This is a genomic window from Chryseobacterium sp. FH2 (genome assembly GCF_001045455.1).
Classification (GTDB): domain Bacteria; phylum Bacteroidota; class Bacteroidia; order Flavobacteriales; family Weeksellaceae; genus Chryseobacterium.
Map to the genome: position 1 here is coordinate 88,357 of NZ_LFNE01000009.1, position 18,312 is coordinate 106,668.

General features: G+C 33.5%; 18 protein-coding genes and 1 other RNA gene. 16 read left to right on the plus strand and 3 right to left on the minus strand.

Annotated elements, in window-relative coordinates; all coding sequences use genetic code 11:
* Positions 1–21: 21 nt before the first annotated feature.
* From ACM39_RS14265 to ACM39_RS14280, 4 genes are all read left to right on the plus strand, one after another.
* Positions 22–1,053 carry a tetratricopeptide repeat protein gene (locus tag ACM39_RS14265; protein ID WP_048511731.1) on the plus strand — a complete coding sequence of 344 codons (1,032 nt, stop codon included), beginning with the start codon at positions 22–24 and terminating at the stop codon, positions 1,051–1,053.
* 255 nt (positions 1,054–1,308) lie between these two features.
* Positions 1,309–2,145, plus strand: coding sequence for a 1,4-dihydroxy-2-naphthoyl-CoA synthase (locus tag ACM39_RS14270; RefSeq protein ID WP_048511732.1), 837 nt, complete (start codon positions 1,309–1,311; stop codon positions 2,143–2,145).
* Between the two features lie 91 nt (positions 2,146–2,236).
* A complete protein-coding gene (gene menA / locus ACM39_RS14275) occupies positions 2,237–3,166 on the plus strand; it encodes a 1,4-dihydroxy-2-naphthoate octaprenyltransferase (protein ID WP_048511733.1) in 930 nt (309 codons plus the stop codon).
* Between the two features lie 132 nt (positions 3,167–3,298).
* Positions 3,299–3,985, plus strand: a complete 687-nt coding sequence (locus ACM39_RS14280) for a metal-dependent hydrolase (protein ID WP_048511734.1) — start codon at positions 3,299–3,301, stop codon at positions 3,983–3,985.
* Positions 3,986–4,089: 104 nt separating this feature from the next.
* Here the strand turns inward: ACM39_RS14280 and ffs are convergent.
* Positions 4,090–4,187: signal recognition particle sRNA small type (ffs, locus tag ACM39_RS18905), an RNA gene on the minus strand.
* Positions 4,188–4,317: 130 nt separating this feature from the next.
* On the opposite strand from ffs, the gene ACM39_RS14290 reads away from it, so the two are divergent.
* The 9 genes from ACM39_RS14290 (at position 4,318) to ACM39_RS14330 (ending at position 12,873) form a co-directional block, all read left to right on the plus strand.
* Positions 4,318–4,914: a DUF4199 domain-containing protein gene (locus ACM39_RS14290; RefSeq protein ID WP_048511736.1), complete on the plus strand. Its 597-nt coding sequence runs from the start codon at positions 4,318–4,320 to the stop codon at positions 4,912–4,914.
* Between the two features lie 17 nt (positions 4,915–4,931).
* Positions 4,932–5,882, plus strand: coding sequence for a glycosyltransferase family 2 protein (locus tag ACM39_RS14295; protein WP_048511737.1), 951 nt, complete (start codon positions 4,932–4,934; stop codon positions 5,880–5,882).
* Between the two features lie 182 nt (positions 5,883–6,064).
* A complete protein-coding gene (locus ACM39_RS14300; RefSeq protein ID WP_048511738.1) occupies positions 6,065–6,796 on the plus strand; it encodes a DUF3667 domain-containing protein in 732 nt (243 codons plus the stop codon).
* Positions 6,797–6,803: 7 nt separating this feature from the next.
* Positions 6,804–7,505, plus strand: coding sequence for a GIN domain-containing protein (locus ACM39_RS14305; protein WP_048511739.1), 702 nt, complete (start codon positions 6,804–6,806; stop codon positions 7,503–7,505).
* Between the two features lie 151 nt (positions 7,506–7,656).
* A complete protein-coding gene (locus tag ACM39_RS14310) occupies positions 7,657–9,372 on the plus strand; it encodes a phospho-sugar mutase (RefSeq protein WP_048511740.1) in 1,716 nt (571 codons plus the stop codon).
* A 79-nt stretch (positions 9,373–9,451) separates the two neighbouring features.
* On the plus strand, positions 9,452–10,705 hold the full coding sequence (locus tag ACM39_RS14315) for a pyridoxal phosphate-dependent aminotransferase (RefSeq protein WP_048511741.1): 1,254 nt from the start codon (positions 9,452–9,454) through the stop codon (positions 10,703–10,705).
* Positions 10,706–10,790: 85 nt separating this feature from the next.
* Entirely contained in the window at positions 10,791–11,516 is a 726-nt protein-coding gene (gene kdsB / locus ACM39_RS14320; RefSeq protein WP_048511742.1) for a 3-deoxy-manno-octulosonate cytidylyltransferase, read from the plus strand.
* Between the two features lie 78 nt (positions 11,517–11,594).
* On the plus strand, positions 11,595–12,257 hold the full coding sequence (locus ACM39_RS14325) for a histidine kinase (protein ID WP_048511743.1): 663 nt from the start codon (positions 11,595–11,597) through the stop codon (positions 12,255–12,257).
* 40 nt (positions 12,258–12,297) lie between these two features.
* On the plus strand, positions 12,298–12,873 hold the full coding sequence (locus ACM39_RS14330; RefSeq protein ID WP_048511744.1) for a glutathione peroxidase: 576 nt from the start codon (positions 12,298–12,300) through the stop codon (positions 12,871–12,873).
* Positions 12,874–12,995: 122 nt separating this feature from the next.
* Here the strand turns inward: ACM39_RS14330 and ACM39_RS14335 are convergent, their stop codons facing one another.
* Positions 12,996–13,652 (minus strand): NAD(P)H-binding protein, encoded by a 657-nt coding sequence (locus tag ACM39_RS14335; protein ID WP_048511745.1) that lies wholly within the window; start codon positions 13,650–13,652, stop codon positions 12,996–12,998.
* Between the two features lie 122 nt (positions 13,653–13,774).
* On the opposite strand from ACM39_RS14335, the gene ACM39_RS14340 reads away from it, so the two are divergent.
* On the plus strand, positions 13,775–14,128 hold the full coding sequence (locus tag ACM39_RS14340; protein WP_048511746.1) for an MmcQ/YjbR family DNA-binding protein: 354 nt from the start codon (positions 13,775–13,777) through the stop codon (positions 14,126–14,128).
* Positions 14,129–14,613: 485 nt separating this feature from the next.
* On the plus strand, positions 14,614–15,450 hold the full coding sequence (locus ACM39_RS14345; protein ID WP_048511747.1) for a GLPGLI family protein: 837 nt from the start codon (positions 14,614–14,616) through the stop codon (positions 15,448–15,450).
* Positions 15,451–15,560: 110 nt separating this feature from the next.
* Here the strand turns inward: ACM39_RS14345 and ACM39_RS14350 are convergent, their stop codons facing one another.
* Complete coding sequence (locus ACM39_RS14350; RefSeq protein ID WP_048511748.1) at positions 15,561–16,493, minus strand: bifunctional riboflavin kinase/FAD synthetase; 933 nt, start codon at positions 16,491–16,493, stop codon at positions 15,561–15,563.
* Positions 16,494–16,781: 288 nt separating this feature from the next.
* On the opposite strand from ACM39_RS14350, the gene atpD reads away from it, so the two are divergent.
* Positions 16,782–18,290, plus strand: a complete 1,509-nt coding sequence (gene atpD / locus ACM39_RS14355) for a F0F1 ATP synthase subunit beta (protein ID WP_048511749.1) — start codon at positions 16,782–16,784, stop codon at positions 18,288–18,290.
* Positions 18,291–18,312 lie beyond the last annotated feature (22 nt).

An 18,312-nucleotide genomic window follows, 5' to 3' on the forward strand; every position in this document is an offset into this window, starting at 1 on the left:
ATTAAATATAAAATAGTGATTATGAAAAAGCTAATTTTAAGTTTAGCTATCGTAGCATCAGCTTTTGTTTTCGGACAGAAAGAAGATGTAAATGCTAAATTACAAGGTGCTAATAAAGCAGCTATGGATGCATACAATGCAAAGAACTACGCAGGTGCGGCTCCTAAGTTTATGGAAGTTTATGACTTGCTGAAAGCGAACGGACAAGATGACAAAATGTATATGTATTATGCTGGATTGAGCTATGCATTGGCTAATGACAATGATTCTGCGATTAAAATTTATACAGATTTAATTAATTCTGGTTATACAGGTGTTCAGACAACTTATACTGCAAAAGATACTAAGACAGGGCAAGTTGCTAATTATGACAAGCAGACCTGGGAATTGTTGAAAAAATCTTCTCCAAAAGATTATTCTGATTTTAAAACTGAGCAGACTAAAAGTGTAGAACCGGATTTATATGAAACTTTATCAACTTTATTGCTAAATGCCAAAAAGAATGATGAAGCAGTAGCTCTTATTGAAAAAGGTTTAGCTAAATTTCCAAACAATGCAAAGCTTAAAGAAGCTCAGGGAACTGCGCTTTATGCATCTGGTAACACAGAAAAATTTATGCAGAACCTGAAAGAGCAATTAGCTAAAAATCCTAATGATGCTACAAACTGGTACAATTTAGGAGTTTTACAATCTAAAGATCCTGCTACAGCAGCTGATGCGGAAGCTTCATTCAAAAAAGCAATTGAGCTTAAACCGGACTTTGCTAATGCTTACCAAAATTTAGTGTATACAACTATTGGTGATGATACAAAGGCTGTAGAGGAAATCAATGCACTTAGAAAAGCTAAGCCGGATGATGCAACAAAGCTTATTGAAGCTAGAAAAGCTAGATTTGAAAAAGCTTTACCATATGCAGAAAGCTGGTATAAAGCTTTACCGGAAAGCATTGATGCTGTTTCTACCCTGAAAGATATTTATAATCTTACTAAAAATCAAACAAAAGCTGCTGAAATGAAAGCTAAAGAAGCTGCTCTTCAAGCTAAGGCGAAATAATAATTAATAAATATATATAAAAACCCGAAGCAAAAAATTGCTTCGGGTTTTATATTATTAGGAAGCTCACTTTAGCCTGTTTTTAAAACTTAGATAACCAACTCTAATATTCTTAGCTACTTAACAAAAGTTTTTGAGGGCTAAAAAGTAAATTTAATTTTCGACTAAATGATCAGTAATTTTCCGATTATTATCCTTAAAAATCAACAGTAAAATTCTCTGTAATTCCGTATCTTTGGGAAAAATTTTTACAAGATGATCGAGTGGAAAACCGTCAAAGAATACGAGGATATTACTTATAAAAAATGCAATGGTGTAGCGAGAATTGCTTTCAACAGACCGGAAATTCGTAATGCTTTCAGACCTAAAACTACTTCAGAATTATATGATGCTTTTTATGATGCTTCAGAAGATCCTTCAATTGGGGTAGTGTTACTTTCAGGAGAAGGGCCAAGTCCAAAAGACGGTGGTTGGGCTTTTTGTAGTGGGGGTGACCAGAAAGCGAGAGGTAACCAGGGATATGTAGGTGAAGATGGTAGACATCGTTTGAATATTTTGGAAGTTCAGCGTTTGATTCGCTTTATGCCAAAAGTTGTTATCGCGGTTGTTCCGGGATGGGCAGTTGGCGGAGGCCATTCTCTTCATGTAGTTTGTGATTTGACTTTAGCGAGTAAAGAACACGCAATTTTCAAGCAAACTGATGCTGATGTTACAAGTTTTGATGGTGGCTATGGTTCTGCTTATTTGGCTAAAATGGTTGGACAGAAAAAAGCTCGTGAAATTTTCTTTTTAGGCAGAAATTATTCTGCTCAGGAAGCTTTAGAAATGGGAATGGTAAATGCTGTTATTCCTCATGATGAATTGGAAAATACAGCTTACGAATGGGCTCAGGAAATTTTAGCAAAATCCCCGACTTCTATCAGAATGCTGAAATTTGCCATGAATCTTACAGACGACGGAATGGTTGGCCAGCAGGTTTTCGCAGGAGAAGCCACTCGTTTGGCTTATATGACAGAAGAAGCAAAAGAGGGTAGAAATGCATTCCTGGAAAAAAGAAAGCCGGATTTCGGAAAAGATCAATGGATATCATAACATAAGAAGTTAGAGGTTAGAATTTAGATATTAGACTTACACAGTTTTAAAATTTAACTTCTGACTTCTAATATCTAACATCTAAATATTTATGTCAGATTGGATAAAAGCCGCAAGGCTTAGAACATTGCCGCTTTCTTTAAGCGGAATTATAATGGGAGCTTTCATTGCAAAATGGAGGCTTTATGGTGAAGGTGGAATTTGGGATTGGAAGATTTTTGCATTGGCATTGATCGTGACTTTGCTCTATCAGGTTCTTTCCAATTATGCAAATGATTACGGAGACGGTGTAAAGGGAACGGATGCCAAAAGAGTATCAGAAGCAGAAGCCAGAGCAGTTGCTTCCGGAAAAATTACGGCAAAACAAATGCGAAATGCAGTTATTCTTTTCTCAGTTTTATCTTTTGCAGCGACAATTGCACTTTTATATGTGGCTTTCGTTCCGGAATATATGAATGAATTTTACATTTTCATCGGATTGGGAGTGGCTTGTATTTTAGCGGCGATAGGGTATACAGTTGGTAAAAAGCCTTACGGATACATGGGATTGGGAGATCTTTTCGTGTTTGTATTTTTTGGATTGGTTTCTGTTTGCGGAAGTTATTTTTTGTTTACAAAATCGTTCAGCTGGGACATGTTATTGCCCGGAGCAGCGATCGGAATGATGAGTATGGCTGTTTTGAATCTTAATAATATGAGAGACATTGAAAGCGATAAGTTATCCGGTAAAAATAGTTTTGCTTTAAGAATCGGTTTCAAAAATGCGATGATTTATGAGATGATTTTGTTGCAGCTTCCTTTAGTTTTAATACTTATATTTTTAGGAATAAATGGTTTTATTCAGGCTCAGAATTATTATGTTTTCATCGTAATGATTTTACTGTTTCCTCTAGCTAAACTAAGAAGAAGCATTATGTCCGTAAAAGAACCAAAGGAATTAGATCCATTTTTGAAACAAGTGGGAATTATGACCTTTGTAATGGCAATTCTTACAGCAATTGGACTGAATTTTTTTAACTAAATATGTTCATCATGAGTTCGAATATTTACGGTGAAGTTCAAATGCTTATCAGAAAACCGATTGAAGGTATTTTTGAAGCATTTATTCCATGTTTGTCGAAAATTACATATAACATTCAAAATTAAATTAAAAATGAAAATACAATACTTAGGACAAAACTGTTTCTTGTTCACTTATAAAGGCAAAACGATTTTATGCGACCCTTTCTACAACTATAAAAAAGCAGAATCAGGGTTTGATATTTCAGCTCAGAAAATCGATTATATTTTATTGACTCACGCGCACGGAGATCATATTGCAGATGTGGAGGAGGTATTGCAGTTTCATCCTGAAGCAACGATTATCGCTGTTCCGGAAATCTGCGGATATTTCAAAAATGCAAAAAATAAAGATGATGTGAACTTAGGTGGGTCGGCAAAAATCGATGATCTTAAAATTTCTATGGTTCCGGCTCACCACACAAGCTCTTTCCCTGACGGAAGCTACGGTGGTGTTCCCGTAGGATATATTTTCAGGCTTCCTGAAGGTAAAAACGTTTATTTGGCAGGTGATACAGGAGTAATGGCGGATATGGAATTATTTCCAAGATTATACGGGAAGTTAGACTTATCCATTCTTCCGATCGGCAGTCACTACACAATGTGTCCTAGAAAAGCGGCTTTTGCAGCAGCAGAACTATTAAAAACTCCAAAAGTTATCGGATGTCATTTTGATACTTTCCCTGCGATTGAAATTAATCACGAAAGTGCATTGAAGCATTTTACGGATAAAGATGTAGAGCTTGTTTTACCGAAATTAGGCGAGACGTTCGAATTTTAAATAAATAGTAAAGGTAATTTGAAAATTGGAATTGAAATGTCGGAAAGTTTAGGCCTAAAAAAAGATAATCTTCAAATTACCTTACTTCAACTTAAACCAATAAAAAATGGCAAGCTACCTAAATCACACCGCTACGACCGATTACCTTTGCTGCGTTCCCACCCTGGAGGATTCTCAGGAGCTGGTTGTTTAGGACTTGCCGTTGCAAAGGTAGGAATAAATTATAAACTTCAAAATAAAATCAAAGAAAAATAATCTGAAAAATCCTTTGATAAAGCTAAATTGCTGAAATTTAGGCCAATAATTTTTCAAATTTTTCTAAAAAATTAAATATGACTAAAAGCCCATCTATATTAGGAATTATACTTTTTATCGCTACAATGATTGTTTTCTTTGTAGTATATTCTTTTTTTTCGGGTATCAATTATTTTGATATTTCATTGAAAACCAATGCATTTGTGTTGCCTATTTTATATGCGCTTACAGCGTTTTGGTCTGTAAAATCTTATTGGAATGATCACAAGGTAAGTTTCAGAGAAGCTTTCAAAAGAGCATTTGTACCCATGTTTATTGGTGGGATTTTGTCGGTTTTCAGTATTTATGTGTTTTTAAACTTTGTTGATACGGATGCAAAAAAACTGTTAAACTATCAATATGTAACAAGACAAAAATCAGAATTGGATAAAGAATATATTTCTGCCAAAAAGATTTTAAAACACCAAAAAGATATTGATGAACTAGAAGAAAAATACAAAGAAGGACTTCAGAGATTCAATCCTGCGGCAATAAAAGGAAAAGATATGCTTACAGCAAGTCATTTTTCAGGATATTTTGCAGCAATTCTTATATTTTACGTAGTTTTGTCAGTGTTTTTTGGAGCATTTTTCAGAACGAAAACGATTCAGCCCGAAGAGACAACCCAAGAATAATTTTTATTAAAAATTAAATGAATTTATCTATAGTTATTCCGTTATTGAATGAAGAAGCCTCTCTGGAAGAGCTTTTTTCGAGGATTGATAATGTTTGCAAATCCAGTAACTTATCTTATGAAATCTGGTTTGTAGATGACGGAAGTACAGATTTATCGTGGAGTATTATTGAAAATTTAAAAGTTCAGCATCCTCAAATCCACGGAATAAAATTTTCCAAAAATTACGGAAAATCTCAGGCACTTCATGCGGCGTTTGAAAGAACAAACGGCGATGTAATTATTACAATGGATGCTGATTTACAGGATTTTCCGGAAGAAATTCCAGAATTGTATTCAATGGTTATTAATGAAAATTATGACATTGTTTCGGGCTGGAAAAAGAAGCGTTTTGATAATGTAATGACGAAAAATGTTCCGTCAAAACTATTCAACGCTGCGGCAAGAAAAGTTTCGGGAGTGGAGCTTCACGATTTCAATTGCGGATTAAAGGCTTATAAAAAACAGGTTGTAAAAACGATTGATGTTTATGGAGATATGCACCGTTATATTCCGGTTTTGGCTGCAAATGCAGGTTTCAGAAGAATTACGGAAAAAGAGGTTCAGCACCAGGCGAGACCTTACGGAACTTCAAAATTCGGAACAGAAAGATTTATCAGAGGTTTCTTAGATTTAGTAACACTTTGGTTTGTAAGTCGTTTTGGCGGGAGACCGATGCATTTCTTTGGAGCGGTTGGAACTTTAATGTTTATCGTTGGTTTCCTTTCTGCACTTTGGTTGGGAATTTCAAAATTAATTGATGTTGCAAGAGGAATTTACGGACATTTAATTACGAATAATCCTTGGTTTTTTATAGCTTTAACGATGATGATAATGGGTACTTTGCTTTTCATTGCAGGCTTTTTAGGAGAAATGATTATCAGAACAAATAGAGAGCATAAGAATTATAATATTGATGAAGTGATTTAGAATAAAGCTAAGCAAATATTTAGTATTTTTCTCTTTACTAATTATTGTATTTTCTTGTAAATCAAATAAATTGAAAGGTTCTTGGGAATTTATATAATTTGTTGTTGTCATCAGTTTCAGAACATTCAAATACTTGGTTTTACAGAAAAATAAAAAAATAAATATAATGTAGCCTTCTGAGTATGAGTAAAAAAAGTTGTTTAAACTGTGGTCATACAATTTCCGGTGAGTTTTGTTCTCATTGCGGACAAAAATCTGACACCGCAAGAATAACTCCGAATTCACTCATTAAAAATGATATTCTGGGTTCGGTCTGGCATGTGGAGGGTAAATTTTTTAATACATTAAAAGATATTTTATTCAGGCCCGGAAAAACGGCAATGGATTATATTTCAGGAAAAAGAATCAGATACAACAATTTTATATCATTGTTACTGATTCTTTTTGGTTTTAATGTGCTTAGTTATCATTATTATGAAAAATTTGCTCCGGCGGAAACCCTTACAGAAGATACCTTATATGTCAAAGATTTTTTCTCAAAATATTCCAAAATAATACTGTTTGTCATCATCCCGATGTTGGCAGCAAATGGTTATTTTCTTTTTAAAAGAATAAAATTGAATATTGCAGAGCATTTTATCATAGGAACAGTGGGGCTTTTAGGAATTTTAATCATATTTTTGTTGAGTGATATTGTAAGTCTGATAGGTTTGTGGAAACCTTTCTCACAGATTTTTAATATTATTGATAAAATATTATTCGGTCTTTCTATTCTTTTTCCCGCGCTCACATATTGGAATGCCTTTAAAAATTTGTACTCAATACCAGGTTTACTTTGGAGAGTATTAATCCTTTATGTTTTAATGGGAATAGAAAGTCTTATAATAATTTTAATGTTATACAGGATATTTTAAATTAAATATGAAAAATACATTTTACACATTTATACTTTTAGCGGTAGTATCATGCGGAAAAGTTTCCCCGGAAGGAAATATTGAAAGAAAAGATGTAGATGTTTCTGAATTTGTAAATTTAGATTTAGACGGAAAGTTTCGTGTATTTTATGCAAAAGGGCCTAAAGATTTTATAGAGATAGAAACATATCCAAATGTTGCCAATAATCTGGATGTTGGTGTAAAAGATAAAACACTTTCCATCAAAGAAAAACGAGGAACGAAAGGTGTTGATTTTTATAATGTAACGATTTATTCAAAATATAATCTTGAGAAAGTCGCCATTTCTGATTCTGTGGAAATGAATATTTCGAGCGAAATTAAGACTGACAATTTTAGGCTGAATTTAAAAAATAATGCTACATTTATGGGATCGATAAACTCAAGAAGAGCAGAAGTCGAAATGCTGAACCGAAGTAAGGCAAATTTTCGAGGTCAGACAAAAAATGCAGTTATAAAAGTTTCAGACACAGCAAGTTTGATTGCTCCTTACTGGAAAATTGAAAACCTGAATATCGATTCTAAAAACGGAAATTATGCAGAAGTAAATGTAAAAGATTCATTGAAAGGGCATATCCAGAATACTGCAAAGTTTGTTTATTATAATGACCCAATCAGAGCGTTTAAAATAGATAAAACAACGAAGGTTGAGAATAAGAAATTAGATTAAAAGGGTTGCAGATAAAAACGCTATTTGTCATTCAGGATGAAATGTAGTGAAGAATCTGTAAAAAAATAGTCAAACACATTCTTCTTCCTTAAAAAGACAGAATTAAATAAAATTGGAACTTTACAAACTATAAAAGAAACAAAATACAAATATGACAACATTAGAAAAAGCGAAACTTTGGTTAAGTGAAACATTTGATAAAGAGACGAGAGATGCTGTTCAACTTTTGATTGAGGGCAATTCGCCTGATTTGGAAGATTCTTTTTACAGGGAGTTGGAGTTCGGAACAGGAGGAATGCGTGGAATTATGGGTGTCGGAACCAATCGTTTAAATAAATATACGCTAGGTCAAGCTACACAGGGACTTGCAAATTATATGTTGAAGCAGTTTCAAGGAGAAGAAATTAGTGTGGCAATTGCTTATGATGTAAGAAATAATTCAAAAGAATTCGGAAAATTAGTAGCTGATGTTTTGACAGCAAACGGAATTAAAGTATTGCTTTTCAAAGACCACAGGCCAACCCCGGAATTGTCTTTCACAGTTCGTGATAAAAAATGTAATGGAGGAATTGTGCTGACAGCTTCTCACAATCCACCCGAGTATAACGGCTATAAAGTATATTGGAATGACGGCGCACAAATTGTTCCGCCACATGATGAAGCGATTATTAATGAAGTATATTCTGTAAAATTTGATGAAATTAAATTTAACGGAAATGATGATTTAATCGAATGGATTGGAGAAGAACAGGACGATGTTTATATTGATGCCTGTATTGAAAATTCTATGTACCAAAATATTGGAAGGGAAAATTTAAACGTAGTTTTTACATCCATTCACGGTACTACATATACAACTGTTCCCAAAGCTTTAAAAAAAGCAGGTTTCAAAAAAATTGATTTAGTCAGGGAGCAAATGATCCCTAGCGGAAATTTCCCGACGGTAGATTCTCCAAATCCCGAAGAACCGGCCGCTTTGGAAATGGCCATGGATTTAGCGAAAATTACTAATGCAGATATTGTTATCGGAACAGATCCGGATGGTGACAGGTTAGGAATTGCAGTAAGAAATCTTGATGGAGAAATTCAGTTATTGAATGGAAACCAGACCAATACCATCCTTACTTATTATATCCTGAACGAATGGAGAAAGCAGGGAAAAATTACAGGAAAGGAATTTATAGGTTCTACCATCGTAACTTCTGATATTTTCTATGATATTGCCCAAAAATTCGGTGTTGACTGCAAAGTAGGCCTTACAGGATTTAAATGGATCGGAAAAATGATCCGCGATTTTGAGGGCAGGGAAAAATTCATTTGCGGTGGTGAAGAAAGTTTCGGATTCATGACAGGGGATTTCGTACGTGATAAAGATTCTTGCGGAAGTATTCTTTTGGCTTGTGAAATTGCAGCTTGGTGCAAAGCAAACGGAAGAACGATGTATCAGTACATGATTGAAATCTATCAGGAATTGGGAATGTATTATGAAGGATTGGTAAATCTTGTTAGAAAAGGCAGAGACGGTGCTGAAGAAATTCAGAATATGATGAAAAATTTCCGGGAAAACCCACCAAAAGAACTGGCTGGTTCATTAGTAGAGGAAGTGAAAGATTTCAAAGAGCAAACAAATTTTGTTGTTTCTAAAAATGAAAAGCAGGTAATGAATGACATTCCAAAATCGAATGTATTGATTTATTATACGCAGGATGGAACAAAAGTTTGTGTAAGGCCTTCCGGAACGGAACCAAAAATTAAATTTTATATCTCTGTAAAAGACTCAATTACTTCTGAATCAGATTTCAGAGATAAATTAAAGTCTTTGGATGAAAAAATTAATGAAGTGAAAAAAGATCTTCAATTGACGTAAATAGAAAATTAGAAGCCGGTTTACTTATTAATCCAACTTCTAATTTCTGACATCTAATATCTAAATTAAATAAAAAAAAGTGAAAGTTTCAAAATTAGCGGCGAACCTGATTGGTTCTGAAATTGTAAAAATTGGTAACGAAGTAAACGAGTTAAAGGCAAAAGGAGCGGAAATTGCTAATCTTACCATTGGTGATTTGAATTCTAATATCTATCCGATTCCTGCGAAGCTAAAGGAAGAAATTCAGAAGGCTTATCAGAATAATCTGACTAATTATCCGCCTGCAAATGGACTTTTATCTTTAAGAAAAGAGGTCTCTAAAGACTTAAAAACGAGATGGAATCTTGATTATTCACCTAATGATATTTTGATTACAGCGGGTTCAAGACCATTGATTTATGCAGTGTATAAAACCATTGTTGATGAGGGTGATAAAGTAGTTTATCCTACACCATCTTGGAATAATAATCATTATGCATATCTTACTTCTGCTGATGCTGTGGAAGTTAAGACAAGCCAGGAAAACAATTTTCTTCCCACTGCGGATGACCTAAGACCTCATTTGGACGGAGCAGTGCTGGTTGCGCTTTGTTCGCCATTGAATCCAACAGGAACAATGTTTACAAAAGAACAGCTTTCAGAAATATGCGAATTGATTTTAGCTGAAAATAAAAAAAGAAGTGAAGATGAAAAACCGTTATACTTAATGTATGACCAAATTTATTCTAACCTCACTTTCGGTGCAAGACATGTTGATCCTGTTTCTCTTTTCCCTGAAATGAGAGACTATACCATTTATATCGATGGCATCTCAAAATGCCTTGCCGCAACTGGTGTGCGTGTAGGCTGGGGATTTGGTCCTGTGCATATCTTAGATAAAATGAAGGCTCTTTTAACGCACGTTGGAGCCTGGGCGCCAAAACCGGAACAGGAAGCTACTGCAAAATATTTTGAAAATCCGGATGATGTAAATGCTTTCGTGGAAGATTTCAAAGGTAAATTGGAAGAAAGCTTAAAAGTCCTTCATAGTGGAATTCAGGATTTAAAAGGAAAAGGTCTTGCTGTTGACAGCATTGAACCGATGGGAGCACTTTACCTTACCATAAAATTAGATTATATCGGGAAAACTAAACCTGACGGAACCGTTATTGAAAATTCTTCTGATTTGGTGTTTTATTTAATCAACGAAGCAGGAGTGGCTTTGGTTCCTTTCTCTGCATTTGGAGAAGAAAAATCTGAGCCTTGGTTCAGAGCTTCTGTTGGAGGTTTGGCTACTGACGAAATTTCTGTAATGATGCCAAAATTGGAGAATGCTTTGAATGCTTTAAAATAAAAAATATAATATACCAATCTAACAGGGTAACAATTTACTAATTAAATGTTACCCTGTTAGATTTTTTAATTATTACATTAGAATCATGAAAATAATCGCAGTCATTCCTGCACGTTACGAAGCAAGTCGTTTTCCGGCAAAGCTGATGCAGATGTTGGGAGAAAAAACAGTTATCACTACAACATATCAAAATGTTGTAGAGACAGGTTTGTTTGATGAAGTTTTTGTAGCGACAGATTCAGAAATTATTTTTAATGAGATCGCAAAAAACGGGGGAAAAGCTGTCATGACCGGGCAACACGAAACAGGAAGCGACCGAATTGCAGAAGCGGTACAAAATATTGATTGTGATATTGTCATTAACGTTCAGGGAGATGAACCTTTTTTAAAATTAGAACCTTTAAAACAGCTAATTGAAGTGTTCCATAACGATGAAAATCAGGAGATTTCTTTAGCTTCATTAAAAATAAAACTAACTGAAAAAGAAGAAGTTGAAAATCCTAATAACGTAAAAGTAATTACGGATAACAATGGTTTTGCATTATATTTCAGCCGTTCTGTGATTCCCTTTCACAGGGAAATTTCTTTTGATGTAAATTATTTTAAACACATTGGAGTTTACGCTTTCAGAAAGCATGCTCTGCTTCAATTTTCAAAACTGGAAATGAAACCTTTGGAAATTTCCGAGAAAATTGAATGTATCCGCTATCTCGAATATGGTATGAAAATCAAGATGATAGAAACTAATTTTGTCGGAGTTGGAATAGATACACCCGAAGATTTGGAGAAGGCTAGAAAACTATTAAAGTAAGGGGGGAATTGGCAAATTGGCTGATTTGCCTTTTTATGTTATTGCAAAAGCCTTATATTTGAATTATAATTAAGATTAATGAAGAAATTACTTTTAGTATTTGTCCTTGCATTTTCACAAATATCATTTGCCCAGACTGCAAAGGAAATTATTGATAAAAATATCGAATTATCAGGAGGATTAACAAGTTGGAAGCTTTTGAATTCAGTATTACTTCAAGGGAAAGTAGTTTTAGGCATTAAAGATGAATACCCGATTAAAATTTATCAGCAACGCCCGAATCTTACAAAAACTGTAATTACAATTAATGGAAAAGATACGGCTATCGAAGGGTATGATGGGACGAAAGGATATGCAATGAATTATGCAACCAATAAACTTCAGGAATATGCCGAATATATACCGGAAAGCTTTGATAACGATTTTATTGACTGGGAAAATAAAGGTTTTGATGCTAAATATTTAGGAAAAGAAAAGGTAGGAGATATTTACTGTCATAAGGTTGAATTAACGAAAAATGTCAACAAAAACATATATTATTTTGATACGAAAACGTACATGCTTTTAAAAGAAATAAAAAAAGACGAAACGTTAATTTATTCTGATTACAAGAAAGTTGGGAATTTGGCAATGCCTTTCAGAATTGATTCTTCAAGTCCGAGAAAAGACGGAGATTATGTAATGCTTTTAAATAAAGTAGAGATCAATAAAGTGTTTCCCGCGAATACTTTTAAATTTTAATTGAATAATTGCAGAAAACTGCAGCCAAATAATAATAGAAATGAAAAAAGTTTTTTTACTAATGCTTTCGTTTGTAGCATTTTTACAAAGCTGCATGAACCAAAAAAGTGAAGTTTCTAAAGCTAAAACCGATGAACTTATGGGAAAAACAATATATGATTTCAAAGTGGAAAGCCTTGACGGAAAGGAAATTAACTTTGCAGATTTTAAAGGAAAAAAAATTCTTATTGTGAATACAGCTTCTGAGTGTGGTTTTACGCCTCAATATGCTGATTTAGAAAAAGTTGCGGAAGAGTATAAAGATAAGGTTGTTGTTGTAGGTTTTCCTGCAAACAATTTTGGAGGACAAGAACCGGCAACTAATACTGAAATCGGAGCTTTTTGCCAGAAAAATTATGGAGTGACATTTCCTTTAGCAGCAAAAGTTTCTGTAAAAGGTGATGATACAGCACCAATTTTTAAATATTTAACTGAAAAAGAATTAAACGGAGTAAAAAATACGACCATTCTTTGGAACTTCACAAAATTCTTAGTTGATGAAAACGGAAAATTGATCGATTCTTTCATCAGTACTACAAAGCCTACAAGCGAATCTATCACGAAATATTTTAAATAAAAATATATCTTAGAGCTTCGACTTTGCTCAGCTTGACACTACTATAAGTATCTGGAAATTAACAGTTATTATTAGATATGTCAAGCTGAGCAAAGTCGAAGCTTTTTTAATTCATAACTTAATCAGGAATTACTTTTCTCCGCAAAACAAAAAATATTTCCCAGTTTTATACTAGAGTAGCCATTACTTTTTATTTTGGAAGAATTGATCATTGCTTTGGCCAAAATATTGGTTGGAAGCGGTTTTTGACTCTCTAAAAGTCCTATTTTATTGGCAAATTTGATAATGCGGCTTCCTAGAACTTCTCCGGCTCTGTCAGAATCTTTTCTTTCCAGCATTCCGGGTTTGAAAATGGTAATTTTATTAAAATGTAACTTTTTTACAGCTTCTTCCAATTCACCTTTCATCTTCGAATAAAATATTTTAGATTTCGGACTGGCTCCATAAGCTGAAACCAAAATATAATCTTCAACATTGTTTTCTTTTGCAGCTTTTGCAAATTCGTATTGATAATCAAAATCAACTTTTCTTTGCGCTTCCTTGCTTCCTGCATTTTTTAGCGTTGTTCCAAGACAGGAAAAAGCGACATCGCCCTTTACTTCATTTTTCCATTCTTCCGGATTCTCAAAATTGACAATATGAATTTTTAATTTATCATTTTGAATATCAACAGGTTTTCTTACAAAAATATCTACTTCTTCAAAGTCTTTGTCATTAAGTAACTGATTGACCAAATCTTTTCCTGTAGCACCTGTTGCGCCTATGACTAAAGCTTTCATAATAATTAGATTAATTGTGATAATGATTGTTTCTTAAATTTACTAAATTTGGAGGAATAATTGAGAAATTAAAGATTATTTATTGAAAATTACTCATTACCAGATATTTATTACTATAAAATATGAATGCCAACGAAATTTTAGATTACTGTCTTGCAAAAAAAGGAGTTACCGAAACTTTTCCGTTTGACAATGAAACGCTTGTCATGAAAGTCGGAACTAAAATGTTTCTTCTGATGCCATTGGAAAAACAACCTTTAAATATCAATGTAAAAACAGATCCGGAATGGAGTGCAGAACTTCGTGAACAGCATCCGCAAATTACAGGAGCATTTCATATGAATAAAACACATTGGAATTCTGTAATGGTAGATGGATTGAGAAGGGATTTAATTTTTAAATTAATCGATCAGTCTTATGAATTGGTATTTAATTCAATGACGAAAAAGGCGAAGGAAGAGATTTTAAACAGTTAATTTCTTTTTTATTCATAAATAAATAATTATTTATTGTGGTTATAAATGCTTGTTAACTATACATTTAACATAATGAATTTTTCCAAAAAAAGTGATATAAAATAATGTGTAAATCATTTTTATTTTTTTTCTTTGAAATGTTGAAACTAATCAAAAGATAAAAAAGAAGTTGTTTCAAAGAGCAAAAACAAAACAACTTTAGAAGGTAAAACTACAAAAAGAGTAGAATGTGCAACTGTAACAGTAACTTGTACTTCTGCATATACTTGTCAGGATTGGACTGCTGAGCAATGGGTATATTAGGGACAGCAAATTCAAAATAATTATTGTATGATCGGTAGCCCTTTTAATCCTTAACCATTGTTTACAACTGAATAGGCTTCAGGCCTAGATTAATTGTATTAATCTAAAGTAATAATTATAGACCGTCCAAAGAATACCTTTGGTTGCTTTTGGAAATTTATAGTGAAAATAAACAAAGGAATATGAATTTTAGAAAAAAACAAATTTTAACAATTATATTTTTATTCGTTTTCTCTGTATCGTTTTCTCAAACAATTAAGAGTGATTCGTTGCGGGGAAAATTTACTTATTTGCTTCAATGCAAACCCAATACTCTAAATCGGGATTATGTTTATAAGGAACTTTTCTCATTACAAATAAGTGATAGCCGTGCTTTTTTTATTAGTGAAAATAGATTGAAATTTGACTCACTTTTTATGGCGAAATTTAATAAGAATAAGAGTCATATTGATTTGAATAATGTTTCAACACAGACATCTAATTTTCTAATTATCCAAACAAATGATAATTCACAATATTACGAGGCAGTAGGAATGAGCTTGTTATCTTATAATAGTGCAGTAATTGATAATTGGAAACTTATTGATGAAACCAAAGTAATTAATTCTATTGCTTGTAAAAAAGCGGAGGTGCACTACAAAGGAAGAGATTGGACGGCTTGGTATGCAACCGAAATTCCCTTTCCTTATGGTCCTAACAAATTTAGCGGTCTTCCAGGATTAATTGTGAAAATAACTGATAAAACGGGAGATTATGGTTTTGAATTGGTAAAATCAATACCAAGTTCCAATTTGAAAGGACAGACAATAGCAATAAATAAGATGTACTATCAGAATTCTAAGTTGATTACAAAAAAAGAATTAGTTCAAGCGAGGGCGGATTTCAGAGAAAATGCAAAATACCAATTGGAAAGTATGGGTACAGTATTTTCCCAAGATCAAAAAGATAATTTACGTGAGCGGCAGAAAAGAATTGAAATAGAAAAAAATACACGTAATCCCATTGAGTTAGAGGATTAAAACAATCTTTTTGAAAAAACTTCTGAATTAGAAAAACGTTAACGTAAAGAGAATGAAAGTATCAAGACAAAAAATTACCAATTAGTTTAAGAATTATTAACCGTATAATTTTATAAGGTTTTTTTGTATTCAAACTCTTCCGTTAATCTTTTATCTTCATCCAGTCTCTCAATTAATTTTTCAAGACCTTCGAATTTTATTTCGTCATGAAGAAAATCCCTGAATTTCACAGTAATTTTTTCATCATAAATATCTCCTTCAAAATCGAGGATATAAACTTCGACTGTTAATTTTTCTCCGTTTACTGTTGGATTGGTTCCAACACTTAACATTCCTTTATATTGTTTTCCGTTTACAAGAACTTCAACAATGTATGCACCTTTTTTGGGTAAAAGTTTAATTGATTCTGTTTCGATATTAGCAGTCGGATAGCCTATTGTTCTCCCGATTTTTTTTCCATGAACAACGGTTCCGGAAACAGAGTAGGAGTAACCCAGCATTTCGTTTGCATCTTTGATATTTCCTGCTAAAAGAGCGTTTCGGACTTTGGTAGAGCTGATATTGTTTTCGTGAATATTAATTGCTTCCATTTGCTCTACCTCAAAATCAAGTTCTTTTGATAATTTTTGAAGCAATTCAAAGTTTCCGCTTTTATTCTTCCCGAAAGAATGGTCATAACCGATAATTAAATATTTTACGTTTAATTTATCAATTAAAATCTGGCGTACAAATTCTTCACCCGTTAAGTTTCTGAATTCTTCGTCAAATTCTTTTAAAAATAAATTATCAATTCCATATTTTTCAATTAATAATTTCTTCTCTTCCAGAGTATTAAGAAGTTTTAAATCTTCATTCGGATTAAAAACAAATCTCGGATGTGGCCAGAAAGTGAGAATGGCAGTTTCCAAATCATTCTCAGAACCTATTTTTATTAATTCATCAATAATACTTTTATGACCAAGATGTACTCCGTCAAACATACCTAAAGACAATGCTAATGGCTTTTGTGAAGTATAATCTGTGAAATTCTTGAAAACTTTCAAAACGAAAAAAAATTTGATTGCAAATATAAAGCCTTTAAAATTATCTATGATAATATAGGAAGAGTTATTTTCAAGTTATGATTTTTTATAGCATCTATTATATAGAAGACTATTTTTATAATGTATATCTTTAAATCGTATTATCATATTAAAATCAAAGGAAAATTCAAAAAAATAAACAGTAAAATTTGGTTTTAAGCTTCTTCAAAAAGTATGATAAAAATCTTTTTTTTACCAATTGTGGGTTTATGAAGAATCATTATATTTGCACCAAGAAAAAATTTAGCAATGGCAAACCAAATTAAAGGAAAAATTTCTCAAATTATTGGTCCTGTAATCGACGTAGTCTTTTCAAACGTGGAAGCAATTCCAAGTATTTATGATGCGTTGGAAATTACAAAAGGGAACGGTGAAAAAGTAATCTTAGAGGTAGAACAACATATTGGTGAAGATACAGTAAGATGTATCGCAATGGACGCTACTGATGGTCTTCAAAGAGGGCAGGATGTAATCGGATACGGAAATCCTATTACAATGCCAATCGGTGAGGCTGTAAACGGAAGATTATTCAACGTTGTTGGTGATGCTATCGACGGGCTTCAAAATATTTCTAAGGAAGGTGGTCTTCCAATTCACAGACCAGCTCCAAAATTTGATCAACTTTCAACTTCTGCAGAAGTTTTATTTACAGGTATTAAAGTAATCGACTTAGTTGAGCCTTATGCAAAAGGAGGTAAAATTGGTTTGTTCGGTGGTGCTGGTGTAGGTAAAACAGTATTGATTCAGGAGTTGATTAACAATATTGCAAAAGGACACGGTGGTCTTTCAGTTTTTGCCGGAGTAGGTGAAAGAACGAGAGAAGGAAATGACCTTTTGAGAGAAATGTTAGAATCAGGTATTATTAAATACGGTGATGATTTCATGCACTCTATGGAAAACGGAGGGTGGGATCTTTCAAAAGTGGACTTAGAAGCTATGAAAGATTCAAAAGCAGCATTCGTTTTCGGACAGATGAACGAGCCACCTGGCGCAAGAGCAAGAGTAGCACTTTCTGGTCTTACATTAGCTGAGTATTATAGAGATGGTGGAGAAAGCGGGCAAGGTAGAGATGTACTTTTCTTCGTAGACAACATTTTCCGTTTTACACAAGCTGGTTCTGAGGTGTCTGCACTTCTTGGCCGTATGCCTTCTGCGGTAGGTTATCAACCAACTCTGGCTTCTGAAATGGGTGCGATGCAGGAAAGAATTACTTCAACTAAAAATGGGTCCATTACTTCAGTACAGGCGGTATACGTACCTGCGGATGACTTAACTGACCCGGCTCCTGCAACTACGTTTGCTCACTTGGATGCAACTACGGTACTTGACAGAAAGATTGCTTCATTAGGAATCTATCCGGCAGTAGATCCGTTGGCTTCTACTTCAAGAATCCTGGCTCCGGAGATTATCGGTGACGAACACTATGATTGTGCTCAAAGAGTAAAAGAAATTCTTCAAAGATACAAGGCTCTTCAAGATATTATCGCTATCCTTGGTATGGAAGAACTTTCTGAAGAAGACAAATCTGTTGTTTACCGTGCTAGAAAAGTTCAGAGATTCTTATCTCAACCTTTCCACGTTGCTGAACAGTTTACAGGTATTCCTGGATCTTTAGTAGATATCAAAGATACTATCAAAGGATTCAACATGATTATGGATGGTGAATTAGATCACTTACCAGAAGCTGCTTTCAACCTGAAAGGAACTATCGAAGAAGCTATCGCAGCAGGACAAAAAATGTTAGCTGATAACGCTTAATTAGAAATATAGAATAAAGAAA

Excerpts from the sequence above, each read along its gene's own strand:
- ACM39_RS14265 (WP_048511731.1), top strand. The coding sequence starts at position 22 with ATGAAAAAGCTAATTTTAAGTTTAGCTATCGTAGCATCAGCTTTTGTT.
- ACM39_RS14270 (WP_048511732.1), top strand. The coding sequence starts at position 1,309 with ATGATCGAGTGGAAAACCGTCAAAGAATACGAGGATATTACTTATAAA.
- menA (WP_048511733.1), top strand. The coding sequence starts at position 2,237 with ATGTCAGATTGGATAAAAGCCGCAAGGCTTAGAACATTGCCGCTTTCT.
- ACM39_RS14280 (WP_048511734.1), top strand. The coding sequence starts at position 3,299 with ATGAAAATACAATACTTAGGACAAAACTGTTTCTTGTTCACTTATAAA.
- ACM39_RS14290 (WP_048511736.1), top strand. The coding sequence starts at position 4,318 with ATGACTAAAAGCCCATCTATATTAGGAATTATACTTTTTATCGCTACA.
- ACM39_RS14295 (WP_048511737.1), top strand. The coding sequence starts at position 4,932 with ATGAATTTATCTATAGTTATTCCGTTATTGAATGAAGAAGCCTCTCTG.
- ACM39_RS14300 (WP_048511738.1), top strand. The coding sequence starts at position 6,065 with ATGAGTAAAAAAAGTTGTTTAAACTGTGGTCATACAATTTCCGGTGAG.
- ACM39_RS14305 (WP_048511739.1), top strand. The coding sequence starts at position 6,804 with ATGAAAAATACATTTTACACATTTATACTTTTAGCGGTAGTATCATGC.
- ACM39_RS14310 (WP_048511740.1), top strand. The coding sequence starts at position 7,657 with ATGACAACATTAGAAAAAGCGAAACTTTGGTTAAGTGAAACATTTGAT.
- kdsB (WP_048511742.1), top strand. The coding sequence starts at position 10,791 with ATGAAAATAATCGCAGTCATTCCTGCACGTTACGAAGCAAGTCGTTTT.
- ACM39_RS14325 (WP_048511743.1), top strand. The coding sequence starts at position 11,595 with ATGAAGAAATTACTTTTAGTATTTGTCCTTGCATTTTCACAAATATCA.
- ACM39_RS14330 (WP_048511744.1), top strand. The coding sequence starts at position 12,298 with ATGAAAAAAGTTTTTTTACTAATGCTTTCGTTTGTAGCATTTTTACAA.
- ACM39_RS14335 (WP_048511745.1), bottom strand. The coding sequence starts at position 13,652 with ATGAAAGCTTTAGTCATAGGCGCAACAGGTGCTACAGGAAAAGATTTG.
- ACM39_RS14340 (WP_048511746.1), top strand. The coding sequence starts at position 13,775 with ATGAATGCCAACGAAATTTTAGATTACTGTCTTGCAAAAAAAGGAGTT.
- ACM39_RS14345 (WP_048511747.1), top strand. The coding sequence starts at position 14,614 with ATGAATTTTAGAAAAAAACAAATTTTAACAATTATATTTTTATTCGTT.
- atpD (WP_048511749.1), top strand. The coding sequence starts at position 16,782 with ATGGCAAACCAAATTAAAGGAAAAATTTCTCAAATTATTGGTCCTGTA.